The sequence below is a fragment of the Dietzia cercidiphylli genome, assembly GCF_014145145.1.
Lineage (GTDB): Bacteria > Actinomycetota > Actinomycetes > Mycobacteriales > Mycobacteriaceae > Dietzia > Dietzia natronolimnaea.
Window position 1 is genome coordinate 1 of sequence record NZ_JAALEA010000160.1, and the last position, 2055, is coordinate 2055.

General features: G+C 71.5%; 1 protein-coding gene. It reads right to left on the reverse strand.

Annotated features, from left to right (window positions below):
* Nucleotides 1–2055, reverse strand: a 2055-nt coding sequence (locus G6028_RS06400; protein ID WP_182658367.1) for an error-prone DNA polymerase, incomplete at both ends; no start/stop codon positions are given.

Here is a 2055-nt window from a genome sequence, read left to right on the forward strand (position 1 = left end):
ACGCCGAGCGCGTCGAGGGCCCCCGCAGTGGCCAGCGCCTCCATCTGTCGGACGGTCAGCCCGGTGCGGCCGGCGAGGTCGGCGGCCGAGAGGAACGGGCCGTGGGTATCGCGCTCGTCGGCGATCGCCGTGGCGAGGTCGGTGCCGATCGCCCGCACGGACTCCAGGCCGAGGCGCACCTCGGTGCCCCCGTTCTCACACGTGGCACCGCCGAGCGAGCGGTTGACGCAGGGGCGGTGCACGGTGACGCCGTGCCTGCGGGCGTCGGCCACGAGGGACTGCGGCGAGTAGAACCCCATCGGCTGGCTACGCAGCAGCGCCGCACAGAAGACGGCCGGGTGGTGGCACTTGAACCACGCCGAGTAGTAGACGATCGCCGCGAAGGACTGGGAGTGGCTCTCGGGGAAGCCGTAGTTGGCGAACGCGCACATCTTCTCCCAGATCCGCTCCCCCACCTCGGGCCCGGTGACCGGCGTACCGGGTGGGCTGGTGCCGATGCCGTGGAGGTCACGCATGCCCGCGAAGAACCTCTCCCGCAGCCGCGCCATCCGCTCGGGTGAGCGCTTGGCCCCCATCGCCCGGCGGAGCTGGTCCGCCTCCGCCCCGGTGAACCCGGCGATCTCGGTGGCGATCTGCATGAGCTGCTCCTGGAACAGCGGGATCCCCAGCGTCCGCCCCAGGGCCGCCTCGAGCGCGGGGTGGTCGAACACCACCTCCTCCCGCCCGTTGCGTCTACGGATGTAGGGGTGCACGGAGCCGCCCTGGATGGGGCCGGGGCGGATGAGCGCCACCTCCACCACGAGGTCGTAGAACGTCCGCGGCCGGAGTCTGGGCAGCGTGGCCATCTGCGCCCGCGACTCCACCTGGAACACCCCCACGGAATCACCCCGGCACAGCATCTCGTAGACCTCGGGATCGGAGAGGTCCAGTCGGGCCAGGTCCACCTCGAGGTCCTTGTGCTCGGCCGCGAGGTCGATGGCGTGGTGTAGCGCCGTGAGCATCCCCAGCCCCAGCATGTCGAACTTGACCAGACCGACCGCCGCGCAGTCGTCCTTGTCCCACTGCAGGACGGTCCGCCCGGCCATTCGTGCCCACTCGACGGGCACCACGTCGGCCACCGGCCGGTCGCAGATCACCATGCCGCCGGAGTGGATGCCGAGGTGCCGGGGCAGTCCGACGAGTCTGCGGGCCAGCGCCAGCACGTCGGCCGGGACGGTGTGCTCGGTGGCCTCCCGATCGTGGTTCTTCAGCCCCGACCACCGGTCGATGCTCTTGGACCACGCGTCCTGCTGCCCGGTGGAGTAGCCGAGTGCCCGGGCCACGTCCCGCACGGCGGACCGCCCCCGGTAGGTGATGACATTGGCCACCTGCGCGGCGTGGTCCCGCCCGTAGCGGGAGTAGACGTACTGGATGGCCTCCTCCCGGCGACCTGACTCGATGTCCACGTCGATATCGGGCGGACCGTCCCGCTCCGGGGACAGGAATCGCTCGAACAACAGGTGCGCGCCCACCGGGTCGACGTTGGTGATGCCGAGGGAGTAGCAGACCGCCGAGTTGGCGGCCGAACCCCTGCCCTGGCAGAGGATCCCCTCCCTACGACAGAACTCGACGATGTCGTGGACGACCAGGAAGTAGCCGGGGAACCCCAGCTCGGCGATCACCCCCAGCTCGCGGTCGATCTGGGCGTAGGCCTCCGGTGCCGACCCACGCCTCCCGTAGCGCCGTTCGGCCCCCGCATAGGTGAGTTCGGCGAGCCGGGTGTCCTCGGTGTGGCCCTCGGGAACGTCGAACGGCGGTAGCTCGGGGGCGATGAGCCTGAGGTCGAACGCACACTCGCGGCCCAGTCTCGCCGCGCCGGTGACGGCGTCCGGCCAGCGGTCGAACAGCTCTGCCATCTCCTCCCCCGGGCGCAGGTACGCCCCGCCGGCCGCGGGCAGGTGCGCGGCATGGGTCTCCAAGGCGCTGCGGGCTCCGAGCGCCGCCATGACCGAGGCCAGACGGGCGTCCTCCGGACCCGCACAGTGCGCGGCGGTGGTGGCCACGACGGGCAGACCC